At 65.8% G+C, this 14,161-nt stretch carries 14 protein-coding genes; 5 read left to right on the forward strand and 9 right to left on the reverse strand.

Annotated elements, in window-relative coordinates; all coding sequences use genetic code 11:
* Positions 1-49: 49 nt before the first annotated feature.
* Positions 50-1,018 (reverse strand): TAXI family TRAP transporter solute-binding subunit, encoded by a 969-nt coding sequence (locus tag HCO70_RS01640; RefSeq protein WP_172292460.1) that lies wholly within the window; start codon positions 1,016-1,018, stop codon positions 50-52.
* Positions 1,015-2,913: a TRAP transporter fused permease subunit gene (locus HCO70_RS01645; RefSeq protein WP_216665226.1), complete on the reverse strand. Its 1,899-nt coding sequence runs from the start codon at positions 2,911-2,913 to the stop codon at positions 1,015-1,017. Before HCO70_RS01645 ends, HCO70_RS01640 begins: the two co-directional genes overlap by 4 nt.
* A gap of 406 nt (positions 2,914-3,319) precedes the next feature.
* Here HCO70_RS01645 and yghU point away from each other — a divergent pair, with 406 nt between their 5' ends.
* From yghU to HCO70_RS01655, 3 genes are all read left to right on the forward strand, one after another.
* Positions 3,320-4,198 (forward strand): glutathione-dependent disulfide-bond oxidoreductase, encoded by an 879-nt coding sequence (gene yghU / locus HCO70_RS01650; RefSeq protein WP_172292464.1) that lies wholly within the window; start codon positions 3,320-3,322, stop codon positions 4,196-4,198.
* A 191-nt stretch (positions 4,199-4,389) separates the two neighbouring features.
* Positions 4,390-4,752: a glyoxalase/bleomycin resistance/extradiol dioxygenase family protein gene (locus HCO70_RS24725; protein ID WP_253913084.1), complete on the forward strand. Its 363-nt coding sequence runs from the start codon at positions 4,390-4,392 to the stop codon at positions 4,750-4,752.
* Positions 4,749-5,204, forward strand: coding sequence for a methylated-DNA--[protein]-cysteine S-methyltransferase (locus HCO70_RS01655; RefSeq protein ID WP_371742136.1), 456 nt, complete (start codon positions 4,749-4,751; stop codon positions 5,202-5,204). The genes HCO70_RS24725 and HCO70_RS01655 overlap by 4 nt, the downstream gene beginning before the upstream one ends.
* 97 nt (positions 5,205-5,301) lie before the next feature.
* Here the strand turns inward: HCO70_RS01655 and HCO70_RS01660 are convergent, their stop codons facing one another.
* From HCO70_RS01660 to fsa, 7 genes are all read right to left on the reverse strand, one after another.
* On the reverse strand, positions 5,302-5,997 hold the full coding sequence (locus tag HCO70_RS01660; RefSeq protein ID WP_172292467.1) for a phosphatidylcholine/phosphatidylserine synthase: 696 nt from the start codon (positions 5,995-5,997) through the stop codon (positions 5,302-5,304).
* A gap of 44 nt (positions 5,998-6,041) precedes the next feature.
* Complete coding sequence (locus HCO70_RS01665) at positions 6,042-7,352, reverse strand: SulP family inorganic anion transporter (RefSeq protein WP_172292469.1); 1,311 nt, start codon at positions 7,350-7,352, stop codon at positions 6,042-6,044.
* A 91-nt stretch (positions 7,353-7,443) separates the two neighbouring features.
* The gene (locus tag HCO70_RS01670; protein WP_172296058.1) at positions 7,444-7,962 is read right to left on the reverse strand and encodes a GNAT family N-acetyltransferase; all 519 of its coding nucleotides are present in this window, start codon (positions 7,960-7,962) and stop codon (positions 7,444-7,446) included.
* A gap of 42 nt (positions 7,963-8,004) precedes the next feature.
* Entirely contained in the window at positions 8,005-8,952 is a 948-nt protein-coding gene (locus tag HCO70_RS01675) for a tyrosine recombinase XerC (RefSeq protein ID WP_371742138.1), read from the reverse strand.
* The gene (locus tag HCO70_RS01680) at positions 8,949-9,659 is read right to left on the reverse strand and encodes a DUF484 family protein (protein ID WP_172292471.1); all 711 of its coding nucleotides are present in this window, start codon (positions 9,657-9,659) and stop codon (positions 8,949-8,951) included. Before HCO70_RS01680 ends, HCO70_RS01675 begins: the two co-directional genes overlap by 4 nt.
* Before the next feature lie 187 nt (positions 9,660-9,846).
* Positions 9,847-10,266, reverse strand: coding sequence for a VOC family protein (locus HCO70_RS01685; RefSeq protein ID WP_172292473.1), 420 nt, complete (start codon positions 10,264-10,266; stop codon positions 9,847-9,849).
* A 217-nt stretch (positions 10,267-10,483) separates the two neighbouring features.
* Complete coding sequence (gene fsa, locus HCO70_RS01690) at positions 10,484-11,137, reverse strand: fructose-6-phosphate aldolase (RefSeq protein WP_172292474.1); 654 nt, start codon at positions 11,135-11,137, stop codon at positions 10,484-10,486.
* A gap of 98 nt (positions 11,138-11,235) precedes the next feature.
* Between fsa and HCO70_RS01695 the strand changes: the two genes are divergently transcribed.
* On the forward strand, positions 11,236-11,865 hold the full coding sequence (locus HCO70_RS01695; RefSeq protein ID WP_172292476.1) for a LysE family translocator: 630 nt from the start codon (positions 11,236-11,238) through the stop codon (positions 11,863-11,865).
* 4 nt (positions 11,866-11,869) lie between these two features.
* On the forward strand, positions 11,870-14,065 hold the full coding sequence (locus HCO70_RS01700) for a primosomal protein N' (RefSeq protein ID WP_172292478.1): 2,196 nt from the start codon (positions 11,870-11,872) through the stop codon (positions 14,063-14,065).
* The last annotated feature ends 96 nt before the right edge of the window (positions 14,066-14,161 follow it).

Raw genomic sequence — 14,161 nt, forward strand, 5'->3', positions numbered from 1 at the left:
CTGTCTCCTGTGAAATGGCCGGGTCCTTGCGGGACCCGGCCGGAATGGCTCATTCGCCCGCGGATATCCCCGCTTCCTCGAAATAGCGCAGCGCGCCGGGATGGTAGGTAACGGCGTTCGGCGGCGCCATCGTGGCGGCATCGAAGTTGTTGAACGCGCCGAAGGAGGCGGCCAGCGCTTCCTTGTTCTCGGCCAGCGCCTTGGTGAGGTTGTAGACCAGCTCCTCGTCGACATCGGCATTGGTCACCATCATCCACGGGATCGACATCAGATTGGCGTCGTAGTTGCCAAGCCCGTTGATGCTGTCGCTCTGGCTGCGGGCGACGATGTCACCGGCCGGCAGGAAGTCCTTGAACGCCTTCAGCCCCTCGTCGGAATTGTCGAGTGAGACATAGCACAGGCCGCCGCGGTCCTGCAGCTTGACCGCCGCCTGCTGACCGGCACCGGCGTTGAGCGAGACCAGCGCCACGTCCACCAGTTCGTCGCCAAGCGCGTCGATGCCGGCGGCGAAGGAGGCGACAGGAACCTTCTGGAAGTCATCATAGGTCAGGCCGGCATTGGCAAGGCCGCCCATGATGTAGAAGGGGATGATGGTGGACGATGTGTATTCGGACGCGATCCGCAGGTCGGCGGCCTTTTCCTTGAGATCGGCCACGGTTTCCAGCCCGAGGTCGCAGGGCGCCATGATGCCGGTGACCAGCGGGAACATCGTGCCGACAAGGCGGATGTTGGGGTGGGCACGGTCATAGTTGCCGGTGCCGTCGAGCGCATATTCCACCTCCACACCGTTGAAGAAACCGAAATCGACCTCGCCGGATTCCAGAAGCGGCATATAGCCAACCAGAGGCTGGGTGCGGGCCGTGATGCCGGCGTCATTGGCGACCTTGGCGGCGGCCTGACCGGTATTGTAGGCAAGCGTCCCCTGCGCGCCGCTGGCGATAGTCACGACCTGCGCCTGTCCGGCAGTGGCGGATAGGGCAAGTAGCCCGGCGCCGAGTGTTGTCTTGAATTGGATCATGGTGTCCTCCCGTTGATGGATTGGTCCGGGGCGGTTTCGCCCCGGGGCTTGAGCAGTCGGATGGCAGCCAGCAGCGCGACGGTGGCGATCCCGGCCGCGATGCGCAGGGTGCCGTCGATGGGCAGATAGGTGATCGGCAGGCTGAGCGCGCCCAGCAGGAGCAGCAGGGCGCGGAGCACGAAGTTCAGGCGTCGCGCCCAGAAGCCGATGATCGCGGCAGTGACGGCGGCGATGCCGATGGCGGTCTGCACGGTGGCGAGCGCGGTGTCGCCCCAGCTGCCGGTAAGCAGCAGGGCCGGGGTGGCGACAAAGGCGAAGGGGAGGATAAACGCGGCCCAACCGGTGCGCATCGAGGCAAGGCCGGTTTCCAGCGCGCCCGCCTTCGAGATCGTGGCGGCGGCGAAAGCGGCCAGCGCCACCGGCGGCGTGATCATCGACATCATGCCGAAATAGAGGATGAAAAGGTGAGCGGCGATCTGGTTGATCCCCGCCTCCACCAGTGACGGTGCGACGAGGGCGGCGAGCAGCACGTACACGCCCGAGGTCGGCATGCCCATGCCGAGAATGATGCAGATGATTGCCGAGACGAGGAGCAGAAGAACGATGTTCGAACCCACCGCATCGACCAGCACCAGCGTCAGCGCGAAACCCAGGCCTGTGACATTCAGCACGCCGATCACGAACCCCGCGGCGGCGACGATCAGGATCAGGTCGACCATCGAGGTACCCGTACCGACGAACACGTCCCTCAGCTTCGGCAGGGTCAGGCGCTCGCCGCGATAGGGACGCAGGAAGCCGACCGCGACGATGGCGACCGAGGCCATGAGCGCGGAATCCTCCGGATCGTAGCGGAACCAGAACAGCGCGGCGAGGAGGACGGCGAAGGGAATGGCGAAGTGCCAGCCTTCCTTCAGGACCTGGCGGGTGGTGAGCGTGTCGTCCTCGTGGGCAGAGATATTGTCGCGCCCGGCGATCAGGTCGACCTGCAGGAAGACGCCGAAATAATAGAGGATCGCGGGGATCAGCGCGGCACCGGCGACGGTGACGTAAGGGATCTCAAGAAACTCCGCCATCAGGAAGGCGGCGGCGCCCATGATCGGGGGTGTCAGCTGGCCGCCGGTGGACGCGACCGCCTCGACCGCACCGGCATCGCGGGCGGAATAGCCGCCTCGGCGCATCAGCGGAATGGTGAAGACGCCGGTGGTGACAACGTTGGAGACGGCACTGCCGGAGATCGAGCCGAAAAGCGCGGAACCGACGACAGAGATCTTGGCAGAACCGCCACGGGTACCGCCTGTCGCGGCCATGGCCAGATCGGTGAAAAAGGCACCACCGCCCGCCGCGAACAGAAGCTGGCCGAAGAAGACGAAGAGCAGGACGATGATGGTGCCGACCGCCAGCGGAGAGGAAAAGACGGCAGAAGGATCGAAGCCCACGTACTGGACGAGCCGGACGGGCGACAGCTCCTTGCCGATCAGGCGTCCGGGGACCTTGTCGGCGAAAAGCGCGTAAATCAGGAACACCGCGACGATGGCGAAAAGCATCCAGCCGGCGCGGCGGCGGATGCCTTCCATCACGGTGATCGTAACGACGGTGCCGATGACGGTGATCTGCCACGGGCGGTAGAACTGTTCCTGCAGGAGCCAGTTGAAATCCCACGCCGTGTACATGAGCGTGACGAAGGCGATGCCGGCGACGATGCCGTCGATCCAGCCCACGCGTGGCTTTTCCTGCCCGCGCCAGTCGTACCGCAGGAACGCGATGGTGATCGCAAGGCCAAGCTGCAGCGCCATGTATTGCTGGGTCAGGATCGCCACGCCCATCCGCGTCGGCGCCTCGACGTTCCACAGGATGCAGGCGACGCACATCACCGTCGCCATGATGGCGACAAGCATGTCGGCGAGTGTGGAGGGTTTCGGCGTTTCGGTCATATCGGCTGACTGCGGAGGCTCGGCAGGGGTATTTTCCCCCGTCTGCGCGCCATTTCCTGCAGGTTCCTCCCCCCCGGTGAGTTCCCGGCAAACACTAGGATTGGCTGCGAGATTTGGCAATCACCGACATGGCCGAGGGTGCTGGCCGGGCGTGCGGCAGATGTCGACAAAGCTCTGGTTGCCTAGCTGCGGCCCACCCACGGTCACGCCCCGCTGCACAACGAACCTGCAGGCCACGCGCATGATCGGCAGGTCGGCGATTGTGCCTTCTAAGCCTCGGGTTTGTGCGCTCATGCAGAGGCATACTGCGTTTGGGTTTCCCGCGTGCATGGACTATGTCTTCGTTGGGAAGAGACAGAGGACGCATGACATGAGCGACGACGACACTTACGTACCGCCGAAGGTCTGGACCTGGGACCGCGAGAACGGCGGGACCTTCGCCAGCACCAACCGCCCCATCGCCGGACCAACCCATGACAAGGAACTGCCGGTCGGCAAGCACCCACTGCAGCTCTACTCGATGGGCACGCCGAACGGGGTGAAGGTGACGGTGCTGCTGGAAGAGCTGCTCGAGGCGGGGATCAAGGAAGCGGAATATGACGCCTGGCTGATCCGCATCGGCAATGGCGACCAGTTCGGCTCGGGCTTCGTCGACGTGAACCCGAACTCCAAGATTCCGGCGCTGATGGACCATTCCACCAACCCGCCGACCCGCGTCTTCGAATCCGGCGCGATCCTGATGTACCTGTCCGAGAAGTTCGGCGCCTTCCAGGTGTCGGATCCGAAGGACCGGGCAGAGATGCTGTCCTGGCTGTTCTGGCAGATGGGGTCTGCCCCCTACCTCGGCGGCGGCTTTGGCCACTTCTACGCCTATGCGCCCGAGAAATGGCGGTACCCCATCGACCGCTTCGCAATGGAGGTCAAGCGCCAGCTCGACGTTCTGGACCGGCACCTGGCCGATCACGACTACATGGCGGGCGGCGAGTACACCATCGCCGACATGGCGATCTGGCCCTGGTACGGCGGGCTGGTGATGGGCTGGCAGTACAACGCGGCCGAGTTCCTGGACGTGAAATCCTACAAGAACGTGGTCGAATGGGCCGAGCGCATCCACGCCCGCCCCGCCGTCAAGCGCGGCCGCATGGTGAACCGCACCGCGGGCGAGCCGTCCGGGCAGCTGCTGGAGCGCCACGACGCCTCGGATTTCGAGCTACGGACGCAGGACAAGATCGGCGAGGCCGCCGAGTAACTCTGGCCTTGGTGCCGGCTGAATACGCTGGGGGCTGTCTGCCCCCGGTCGTCCATCGTGCTTGCACCGATGGCGCACGATGGACGACCCCCGAGGATATTTCTGACCAGAAGAAGCAGGGGATCGGCGTTTGCTGGCCGTAGCGGTATCCTGCGCTTGACCGGTGCCGAGCGGAGGCTAAACCTTCGCGCATGGCATACAAACCCGACGGCTATACCAGCCTTTCCCCCTACCTGATCGTACCCGATCCGGAGGCGGTTCTGTCGTTCTGCGAAGAGGTGTTCGGCGCCAAGCGGCTGCGCGTGATCGAGGATGGCGACCGGATCATGCATGCGGAATGCCGGATCGGCGACTCGGTGCTGATGATGGGCGGCGCCGAGGGACCTCCCGCCACCCTGCATGTCTACATGGAAGACCCGGATGCGGCGCATGCCAAGGCGCTGGAGATCGGCGCCGAGGAGATCCAGCCGATGATGGACAAGGGCGACGGCGACTGGCGCGGCGGCTTCCGGACGCCCTGCGGCACCAGCTGGTTCGTGGCGAAGCAATTGTGAGAGCCGGACTCGACACGCCCGTCGGCCCGTTCTGGATCGAGACAGAGGACGGGGCGGTGACGCAGGCGGGATGGGGCCGCGTGGAGGCTGGAACCGGGTCTGACCCGGTAGCGGCGCAGGCTCTGGACGAACTGATCGAGTATTTCGAAGGCGGGCGGACCGGGTTCAGCGTGCCGTTGAGATCCAAGCTCACCGGCCTGAACGCCCGCGCGCAGGAGGCGATGCTGGCCATTCCCTTCGGCGAAACCCGGACCTACGGCGACCTTGCGAAACTGCTGGATGCGCCGGCGCAGGCAATCGGGCAGGCCTGCGGCGCCAACACGATCCCGATCCTGATCCCCTGCCACCGGGTGCTGGGCTCGAACGGGCTCGGCGGCTATTCCGGGCGCGGAGGCATCGAGACCAAGGTGGCGCTGCTGAAACTGGAAGGCGCCGCGTCTCTGTTGATTTGACGTGTTTCGACACCCCGCTGAAGAACCGCATCGGTTCTTGCGTTCGAGGCGAAGCCGAAAGGCAGCGAATAACGATTCAGGCTAATGTCGAAATGCTTCAGGCTTTCCGCTGCGGGATCAGCTGCTGAAGGATGCCGGCGAAGACCAGATAAAGCGACGTGACCACCAGCCCCCAATGCGCCCAGCTGTTCGGGTCGAAATCCACCCAGGCGGCCCAGCCGGCAAAGAACGTCCAGGCAAGCGCCATCGGCAGCGACACCGTGCGCCAGCGGTCGGTGCGCACCGGGTGCACAAATTTCAACGGCGTGAACATCGCTATGGCCAGCACCACCACGATGCCGAGGATGGCGTAGAAGTTCGGCTGCAGCGCGAACATGACGATCACCACCATGTTCCAGCAGCCCGGAAAGCCGGCGAAGGAATTGTCCTTCGTCTTCATCCGTGTATCGGCGAAATAGACGACGGAGGCGAAGGTTATCAGGATGATCGCCAGCCACCCGGTCCAGCCCGGCAGAAGATGCGACTTGAACAGCGCGTAGGCCGGGATGAACACATAAGTGAGATAATCGATGATCAGGTCCATCAGCACGCCGTCATATTGCGGCGCGTTGGTCTTGACGTCGTATTTCCGGGCCAGCGGCCCGTCGATCCCATCCACGGCGAAGGCGACGACCAGCCACAGGTACATCAGCCCCCATTTCTCGTCGACGGCCGCCAGCATCGCCAGCATGGCAAAGACGGCCCCGGTCGCAGTGAGAAGATGAACGAAAGTCGCCTGTATCCGCGCGGTCATGGGGCAGCCTTACAGGTTCGGGCCTCCATCCGAAAGATTGGAATTCAAGGCCGCGGATCTTCGCGTTCGTCTGTCGCTTCCGTGCCGCCGGGCCAGGGGCGGGGCACGCGCCAGCGCGCGACGGGCACGTCCCGGCGCGACAGGCGGACGGCGAGACCCAGCGCCACGCCCACGGCGATGGCGATAGTAAGGTCGGTGACGACGGTCAGGACCAGCGTCACCAGCAGTACGCCCTGATCGGCGCGCGGCAGCGACAGATGCTGTTTCCACCGGTGCGGCTCGGACATGTTCCAGGCGGTGATCAGAAGCAGCCCGGCCAGCGCCGGCATGGCGAGGTAACCGGCGAGCGGCGCGGCCAGCATCATCACCGCCAGCACGGTCAGGGCGTGGACCATGCCAGCCACGGGCGTGCGGCCGCCGGCGCGGACGTTTGTGGCGGTGCGGGCGATGGCGCCGGTGGCGGGAAGGCCGCCAAAGAAGGCAGAGCCGATATTGGCCACCCCTTGCGCAAAAAGTTCGGCAGAGGGGCGGTGCCGGTCCTCGATCATCCGGTCGGCGACCATGGCGGACAGCAGCGATTCCACGCCTGCAAGGAAAGCAATGACAAAGGCCGAAGGCAGAAGCTGGGTGAAACGCTCCCCCGACATGGCGGGTAGCGAGGGCACCGGCAGACGGTCGGGCAGGGCGCCGAAACGGCTGAATATCGTGTCGACGGGCAGGGACAGGAGCGCCACGGCAGCGGAGGTCGCGGCGACGGCGAGGATCAGCCCCGGCACCAGCGGCGGCGCGCGGCGCAGGGCGAGGATGCCGACCAGCGTCCCGGCGCCGATCAGGGTGGCCTGCCACGACCAGGTCGGGGCGGCGGCAGCCAGCGTCGTGACCTTGCCAAAGAACTCCGCCGGGACATCCTGCGCCTGCAGGCCAAAGAAATCCTGCAGCTGACTTGTGGCGATGATCACCGCGATACCGATGGTGAAGCCGGAAATCACCGCCTCCGGCACATGCTGGATCAGCTTGCCGACGCGCAGGTAGCCGGCGATCACGAGGATCACTCCCGCCATCAGCGTGGCCAGCACCAGCCCGTCATATCCGTGGGTCGCGATGACGTCGTAGACCACGACGATGAAGGCGCCGGTGGGTCCGCCGATCTGCACCCGGCTGCCGCCGAAGAACGAGATCAGGAAGCCGGCGACGATCGCGGTGATCAGCCCCTGCGCGGGTTCGGCGCCCGATGCGATGGCGATGGCAAGGCTCAGCGGCAGCGCAACCATGGCGACCGTGACCCCGGCGACCACGTCGCCAAGGAACAGCTTGGGCGTATACGCCCTGAGGGTGGTCGCGATTTTCGGCTGCATGGTCGGAAGGACCGGACGGAACGAATGGATTTATCCCGGGATACGCCTGTGCCGCGCGAAAGGAAAGCCGGGCACGGGCGCGCGTTTTGTCTCAGCCGTCCGGGCGGTCGCGCCAGAGCACCACCGCGGGCTCGCCGTTGTATTTCGCCTCGGTCCGGTCGCCGTACCCGAGTTTGGCCGCGACATGCATCGATTTTTCATGCGCCGGATCGAACATGGCAAAGGTGCGGGCAAAGCGTTCGTCGGCCCACTGCAGGACGCGGGTCATGGCCTCGGTCGCATAGCCCTTGCCATGGGCGTGCGTGGCCAGGACCCAGCCGGCCTCCGGGATTCCCGCGACGTCGATATCGAGATTGCGGTGGTAGTCGGCCAGGCCGACTTCGCCGATGAAACGTCCGTCACGATCCTCGACAACCCAGTATCCATAGCCGAGCAGGTCCCAGTGACCGACATAGCGAAGGAGGCGGTGCCAGGACGTGTCGCGAGGCAGGGGTTTGCCGGTGATGTAGCGCACGACCTCCGGGTCGGCCCATAACGCGGCGCTGCTCTCGAAATCGTCGAGGCGGTGGCCGCGGAGAGTCAGGCGCTCGGTTTCGAGAACGGGAACCATGCGCAAGGCTATTGCATGCACGCTGTGTTCCGGCAAGCGGGGTCAGGCCTTGGGATGGGCCTTTTCGTAAACTTCCATCAGGCGCGCCTGATCGACCGCCGTATAGGCCTGGGTCGTCGACAGCGAGGCGTGGCCAAGAAGTTCCTGGATCGCGCGCAGGTCGCCACCGGCAGCGAGGAGGTGGGTCGCGAAGCTGTGGCGCAGGGCGTGAGGCGTGGCGGAAGCAGGCAGCCCAAGCTGCATCCGGGCCTGTTCCATCGCCTTGCGGATCAGGCGCGGGTTCACCGGACCGCCGCGGACCCCGCGGAACAGAGGCTGATCGGACTCCACCGGCCACGGGCAGGCGCGCACATAGGCGGCGACGGCTTGCCGCGCGGCGGGAAGCACCGGCACCAGACGTTCCTTGCCGCCCTTGCCCTTTATTCGCAGGACCTCCGGCAGGGGATATTCGGCCCCCGTCAGGCCCAGCCCTTCCGAGATCCGCAGGCCGCAGCCATAGAGAAGGGTGACGATGGCCATGTCGCGCGTGGCGACCCAGTCCTTCGTGGCCTGCAGTTCGACGGTCGAGATCATGTCGCGCGCGGCGTCCTCGGTCAGCGGGCGCGGCAGCTTGCGGCGGTATTTCGGGGATCGGGCAGAGAGAGTCGCGGTGGCATCGAAGCCATCGCGCTCCGCCACCCATTTGGTGAATCCCTTCACACCGGAGAGCGCCCGCGCCAGCGAGCGGGCCGAAAGGCCACGCCCGCGCTCGTAGGCCATCCAGGAACGCATGTCGGAGACGCTGACATCGGCCAGCGCGCCGCGGCCCTGGCCGCCACCGTGATGTTGCGAAAGAAAGCCGAGAAAGCCCGCCACGTCGCGCCGGTAGGCCTGCAGTGTCAGCTCTGCTGCGCCGTCCAGCGCCTTGAGGTGGCTGAGCCATTCGGCCAGCGCGTTGGCCAGCCCCGGCGTCAGGGCCAGCCCGTCCCCTGCGACCCGGGGCGCGGTCACGCCAGCCAGCGGCGCATCGCGCGTTCGAATACGCCCGCGAAGAATGTCAGAAGGTCGGTGCCCTGCGTGGGCTTGAACTGGTGCGGGTCCTCGGCGCCGAAGACCAGCATGCCGGGCAGACGGCCCTTGCCGAGATCCAGTTTCAGGCAGGCCTCGGACCGGATCCAGTCGAACCGGTCGCCGTAGATGGTGTCATCCTTGGGCTGCACCTGGCGCAGCGTGACCTGGCGCACGGGTACGTTGCGGCCCTGGGTCAGGTAGGTTTCGACGAAACCGGGTTCGGCAACGTAAAGCACCTCGCCCAGATCGCGCGTCGCCGGGTCTTCGCCCGCGACGGCGGATTCCAGCACCAACCGCAGCGCGTCGACGCGCAGGATCTCGCGGATCTCGGTGCCGAGGTTGGACAGGAAATTGTCGAACTCCACCGGGTCCAGCATCTTCAGCACGGCGCGGTGGATCATGTTCGTGCCGGCAAGGTTCTCGTAAGCGGCAGCGATCACGTGGCGGTGGGTCTCTTCGAGACGATCCAGCCGTGCCTCCAGCCGTTCCATCGCGATGCCGCGCAGGTCGACGATATTGCCGCCCATGACCTTTTCATTCGCGTCGATCAGCGCGCGCATCAGGTCGCGGTCTTCGAGGATGAGTTCCGGTTCGGAAATGATCTTGGTGCGTAAATCGTCCGTGATAACAGCGGGTTCGCTTGCCATGCCTGCCTCGTCTATCTGCTCGCGGCGCCTGCATCGGACGCCAGTCAATTTTGTTACGCCCGTTGTGCCCAATCGCAGGGGAATCCGTCCAGTGAAATGTCCGGTAAACGGGAGGAACAGCGGCCCGGGTGGCAGGGGGGACACAGGGTGACGGAGGGCATTCGGCGCCCTCCGCCAAGGAGTAAGGTCAGAGCCCGAAGGTCACGTGCCCGGCCCCGTCTATCGGCCAGGCCGGGTTCCAGGCGATTTCCCACGGGTGCCCGTCTGGGTCGGCGACATACCCCCGGAAACCGCCATGCTCCGGCGCATCCGCCGCGCGCAGCAGGCTGCCGCCAAAGGTGATCAGGCGCTCCATAAGCGCCGTCACCGCGCCCTCCGAGCCGACATTATGCGCCATCGCATAGGCGCCGCCGGGGCGCAGGCCGGTCTGGTTCATGTCCTCCTCCAATGCAGCGCGCAGGAAGGTGGAAAAGACCAGCCCGTTCATCTGGTAGAAGGTGATCTCGGGCGTCTCAAAGACCGGTGTCCAGCCGAAGCCTTCCGCATAGAAGCGCGTCGACCGCGCCATGTCCCCGATGCCAAGGGTGATAAGGGATATCTGTTGCATTCCATAGCCTTTCGCTTCTCCGGCGCACCATTGCACCGAAGCTGAAGGCCAAGGGACTCGACGCGGAAGCGAAGGCCAGGACCCGCCGCAGCGGAGGCCGGGCTAACCGCACCGGCCTCACCTTTTCTGGCGCGGTCAGGATAACATCGCGCAACGGCCGGCGACAAACGAAAAGGGCGGGGAAACCCCGCCCTCGCAAGACCTTGCCGGCGCCGGATCAGATGATCTTCTGCCCGGTCTTTTCCCAGTCCTTCAGGAACGCTTCCAGCCCCTTGTCGGTCAGCGGATGGGCCGACATCTTCTTGATCACGTCGGGCGGTGCGGTGGCGACATCGGCGCCGATCTTGGCGGCCTCGGTCATGTGGTTCACCGTGCGGATAGAGGCGGCAAGGATCTGGGTCTCGAACCCGTAATTGTCATAGATCTCGCGGATATCCGCGATCAGGTCCATGCCGTCGAGGTTGATGTCGTCAAGCCGCCCGATGAAGGGCGAGATGAACGTGGCGCCCGCCTTTGCGGCTAGCAGCGCCTGGTTCGCCGAGAAGCAGAGCGTGACGTTGACCATATGGCCCTCGTCCGACAGCGCCTTGCAGGCTTTCAGCCCGTCCCAGGTCAGCGGAACCTTGATCGCGATGTTGTCGGCGATCTTCTTCAGCTCGTGGCCTTCCTTGATCATGCCCTCGGCATCCAGCGCCACCGTCTCGGCGGACACCGGCCCGTCGACCATGTCGCAGATTTCCTTGGTCACTTCCTTGATGTCGCGGCCGGATTTCATGATCAGCGAGGGGTTCGTGGTGACCCCGTCGACCATGCCCAGCTCGTGCAGTTCCCGGATCGCATCCACATCGGCGGTATCGACGAAGAATTTCATCTCTGCCCTTCCATTGGCTGGCACTTGAAGTTGGGCGAGTGTTAGCCCAAGCAGGTTCGACATGAAAGGTAGAATGGCGAAGGCCGGAGGGTAGGATAATGGACTTCACGATCTGGCTCGCCTTCGTGGCGGCTTCAACGGCGCTCCTGCTGATTCCGGGGCCGACAGTCCTGCTGGTGCTGAGCTACGCCATCGGGCACGGGCGCAAGGTGGCCACGTCCACGGCGCTGGGCGTTGCCCTGGGCGACTTCATCGCGATGAGTGCCTCGCTGGCGGGCCTCGGCGCGCTGGTGATGGCGTCGGCAACGCTGTTCACGGTGCTGAAATGGGTCGGCGCGGCCTATCTGGTGTTCCTTGGCGTGAAACTGATCCGCAGCGCCGATGGCGCGGTGCTGATCACGCCGGACACCGAGGTTCTGTCGCGCAGCCATGTCTTCGGGCACGCGGTGACGGTGACGGCACTGAACCCCAAGAGCATCGCCTTCTTCATCGCCTTCGTGCCGCAGTTCGCCGATCCGACGCGGCCGCTCCTGCCACAGTTCGCGATCCTCGTGGCGACCTTCGTGGGGCTGGCGATCATCAACGTGTTCTCCTACGCCTTCCTCGCCTCGCACCTGAGAGACCTGATCCGGCGGCCGCGCGTGATCGCATGGATCACCCGCGCCGGCGGCGGGGCGCTGATCGCGATGGGACTGGCCACCGCAGCCCTGCGCCGCGCGCAGGCATAGGCTGGTGACGGCGCCCTCCTTCTATGAAGAAGGCGCGCTGGTCGCGGTGCTGACGACACAGCCGCTGGACCGGCTGCTGGACTACAAGGCGCCCGAAGGCGGCTGTTTCCTCGGCGCCTTCGTCGACGTGCCGCTGGGGCCACGCCGGGTTCTCGGCGTGGTCTGGGGCCCGGGGCGCGGCGATTTCGACATCAACAAGATCCGGCCGATGAACCGGGTGCTGGACGCGGCTCCGATGCAGGAGGAGATGCGGCAGTTCCTTGGCCGGGCGGCGGATTACACGCTGACGCCGATGCCGGCGATGCTGCGGCTGGCGACACGCTCGCCGGGCCTCGGTGATCCGCCGTCGATGCGCAAGGTCTACCGGCTCGGGCATTCCGAACCGGAACGGATGACCGACGCAAGGCGCCGGGTGCTGGAGGTGCTGCGCGACTATGGCGGGCTGTCCTTCACCCTCGGCGAGCTGGCGGAAACGGCGGGGGTGACCTCTTCGGTCATCAAGGGGCTGGTGAAGCAGGGGGCGGTCGCGGAAGAGGACAGCCCGCGCGACCTGCCCTATCCTCGGCTCGACCCGGACCTGCCGGGGAAGGAGCTGACCGAGGACCAGGCAGCGGCGTCAGAGGTGCTTCGGGGCGCGATACGGTCGGGGGACTATGGGTCCACGCTGCTGAAAGGCGTCACCGGATCGGGCAAGACCGAGGTGTATCTCGAGGCGGTGGCCGAATGCCTGCGCAAGGGGCGGCAGGCGCTGGTGCTCTTGCCGGAGATCGCTCTGACGGCGGAATTCCTGCGGCGGGTCGAGGCACGGTTCGGCGCGATGCCGGCGGAATGGCATTCGGGTGTCACCATGACCGAGCGGCGGCGGGCGTGGAAGATGGTGGGCGAGGGCGGCGCGCAGCTTGTCGTCGGCGCGCGCTCGGCTCTGTTTCTGCCCTATCGCGACCTCGGGCTGATCGTGATCGACGAAGAGCACGACACCTCCTACAAACAGGAAGACGGGGTGCTGTACAACGCGCGCGACATGGCAGTGCTGCGTGCGTCGATCTGTTCCGCGCAGGTGATCCTCGCCTCGGCGACGCCGTCGCTGGAAAGCTGGGCCAATGCCGAAATCGGCAAATATGCAAGGCTCGAACTGACATCCCGCTTCGGTGAGGCGGAATTGCCGGAAATGTCCGCCATCGACATGCGGAACGAGGATCTGCCCGGTAGCCGCTGGATCTCTCCGACCTTGCAGCGCGAGGTCGAGGCGCGGATCGCCCTTGGCGAACAGGCGCTCCTGTTCCTGAACCGCCGCGGCTATGCGCCGGTCACGATCTGCCGCGCCTGCGGCCACCAGATCGGCTGCGATCACTGCGACGCGCGGATGGTGGAGCACCGGTTCCTGAAGCGGCTGGTCTGCCACCAGTGCGGCGAGACGAAACCGATGCCGACTGTCTGCCCCTCCTGCGGCGCGGAGGACCGGCTGGCGCCGGTCGGCCCGGGCGTGGAGCGGCTGCAGGAAGAAGCGGCGGCGCTGTTCCCGCAGGCACGGATCGCGGTCCTGTCCTCGGACCTCTTCGGTTCTGCCCGGGCGCTCAAGGCGAAGGTGGAAGAAATCGCGTCCGGCGGCGCCGATATCGTCATTGGCACGCAGCTGGTGGCGAAGGGGCACAACTTCCCGCTGCTGACCCTGGTGGGCGTGATCGACGCGGATCTGGGACTGCAGGGTTCCGACCTGCGCGCCGCCGAGCGGACGTTTCAGTTGATGCGGCAGGTCGCCGGACGCGCGGGGCGGGCGGAAAAACCGGGGGCCGCGCTGTTACAGACCTATCAGCCGGAGCATCCGGTGATCCGGGCGATCCTTGCCGGCGACGAGGAAGGCTTCTGGCGCGCCGAGGCCGCCGAGCGCAAGGCGGCGGGCGTACCGCCCTATGGCCGCATGGCGGGGATCGTGCTGTCCTCACCCGACGTGCAGCAGGTCTTCGACATCGGCGGCGTGCTGGCGCGGAACGACGCCCCCCTGCGCCGCATCGGCGCGCAGGTCTACGGGCCCGCGCCCGCGCCCATCGCGCGGATCCGGGGCCGGCACCGCGTGCGGCTCTTGGTGAAGGCGGCCAAGACAGCACCCTTGCAGGCGGCGCTGGCGCAATGGGTGGGGCAGGTAAAGCTGCCGACCAACCTGCGGCTGGCGATCGATATCGATCCTCAGAGCTTTTACTGAACGATCGTTCAGCGGTGCGCCTGCGGCGCGAACCTTTACTTGAGGTGCGAGGGGCTCTGCCCCTCGCGCTCCCCGGGATATTTCAGACCAGAAGAA

Source organism: Pseudoruegeria sp. HB172150 (assembly GCF_013184805.1).
Taxonomy (GTDB): domain Bacteria; phylum Pseudomonadota; class Alphaproteobacteria; order Rhodobacterales; family Rhodobacteraceae; genus Psychromarinibacter.

Bases quoted from the DNA above. Each gene is read 5' to 3' on its own strand.
- HCO70_RS01660 (WP_172292467.1), bottom strand. From the start codon at position 5,997: ATGACCGCGCGGATACAGGCGACTTTCGTTCATCTTCTCACTGCGACC.
- HCO70_RS01665 (WP_172292469.1), bottom strand. From the start codon at position 7,352: ATGCAGCCGAAAATCGCGACCACCCTCAGGGCGTATACGCCCAAGCTG.
- HCO70_RS01670 (WP_172296058.1), bottom strand. From the start codon at position 7,962: ATGGTTCCCGTTCTCGAAACCGAGCGCCTGACTCTCCGCGGCCACCGC.
- yghU (WP_172292464.1), top strand. From the start codon at position 3,320: ATGAGCGACGACGACACTTACGTACCGCCGAAGGTCTGGACCTGGGAC.
- fsa (WP_172292474.1), bottom strand. From the start codon at position 11,137: ATGAAATTCTTCGTCGATACCGCCGATGTGGATGCGATCCGGGAACTG.
- HCO70_RS01680 (WP_172292471.1), bottom strand. From the start codon at position 9,659: ATGGCAAGCGAACCCGCTGTTATCACGGACGATTTACGCACCAAGATC.
- HCO70_RS01685 (WP_172292473.1), bottom strand. From the start codon at position 10,266: ATGCAACAGATATCCCTTATCACCCTTGGCATCGGGGACATGGCGCGG.
- HCO70_RS01640 (WP_172292460.1), bottom strand. From the start codon at position 1,018: ATGATCCAATTCAAGACAACACTCGGCGCCGGGCTACTTGCCCTATCC.
- HCO70_RS24725 (WP_253913084.1), top strand. From the start codon at position 4,390: ATGGCATACAAACCCGACGGCTATACCAGCCTTTCCCCCTACCTGATC.
- HCO70_RS01695 (WP_172292476.1), top strand. From the start codon at position 11,236: ATGGACTTCACGATCTGGCTCGCCTTCGTGGCGGCTTCAACGGCGCTC.
- HCO70_RS01645 (WP_216665226.1), bottom strand. From the start codon at position 2,913: ATGCTTGTCGCCATCATGGCGACGGTGATGTGCGTCGCCTGCATCCTG.